Origin of the sequence: Lactiplantibacillus sp. 30.2.29 (assembly GCF_018991255.1) — a bacterium.
GTDB classification, from domain to species: domain Bacteria; phylum Bacillota; class Bacilli; order Lactobacillales; family Lactobacillaceae; genus Lactiplantibacillus; species Lactiplantibacillus pentosus.
This window is the reverse complement of record NZ_JAGYGU010000098.1, coordinates 1-1022: the sequence shown is the minus strand read 5'-3', so window position 1 is coordinate 1022 and position 1022 is coordinate 1. Positions and strand designations below refer to the sequence as shown.

Here is a 1022-nt window from a genome sequence, read left to right as displayed (position 1 = left end):
GTAGACTTTTGAATATCCCTAATCAAAAGAGAGGTAACCACAAATGACCTATAAACATCTTACCACACGTGAATTAACCTTCATATATAATTTTTGGAAACAAGATATTAAAGCCTATCAAGCCGCTAAAGCTCTTAAACGTTCCAGCGAAACCGTTTATCGTGTTTACCGGTTTCTAGATGCTGGTAATTCAATTAGTCAATTTCAAGAAAATCATCGAATTAATAAAACTCATTGCGGTCGAAAAGCAATTGAATTACCAGAAGATGAAACCAAATACATTAAGCAGAAACTCGCATTAGGTTGGACCCCTGATACGATTATTGGTCGAGCTGAGATACAGATCAGTTGTAGTATGAGAACCTTATACCGACTTTTTCAAAGAGGTATTTTCAATGTGAAATTGTTGCCAATGAAAGGTAAAAGGCATCCAAACGGTTACGTTGAACAGCGTGGTAAAGCTGGCCGACTCGGCAGAAGTATTTATCAACGCTATCAGGATTATCCTCATTTTCAACATGAATTTGGTCATTTAGAAGCAGACACCGTCCAAGGCAAAGCACATCAAGGTGCAGTTATGACCTTAGTTGAGCGTCTCTCCAAAGTTGAAATCATTTTAAACATCCAACAAAAATCAGCTGAATGCGTTAATAAACATCTTAGTCAATGGCTATCCCAACAGCCAAAACACCTTTTCAAGTCAATTACTTTTGATAATGGTAAAGAATTCACTGGTTGGAAAGAAATCGCAAATAAACATGATATTAGTACTTATTTTGCCGAAGTTGGGGCTCCTAATCAGCGTGGCTTAAATGAAAATAATAATGGACTAATTAGACGAGATGGTCTCAACAAAAGCATGGATTTTCGCAATTTACCAAATGCTTTAGTTCAACAAGTCAGTAGCCGGCGTAATCATATTCCAAGAAAATCATTAAATTATAAAACACCAATTGAGGTATTCATGGAAAATATCACAGATAAACAGTTATGTTATTTCTAACTTAATTTGACATTTCAAG

Annotated in this window: 1 protein-coding gene; it reads left to right on the top strand. The window is 35.7% G+C overall.

Annotated features, from left to right (window positions below; all coding sequences use genetic code 11):
* Positions 1-43 precede the first annotated feature (43 nt).
* The gene (locus KGF65_RS16675; protein WP_216788266.1) at positions 44-1003 is read left to right on the top strand and encodes an IS30 family transposase; all 960 of its coding nucleotides are present in this window, start codon (positions 44-46) and stop codon (positions 1001-1003) included.
* Positions 1004-1022 lie beyond the last annotated feature (19 nt).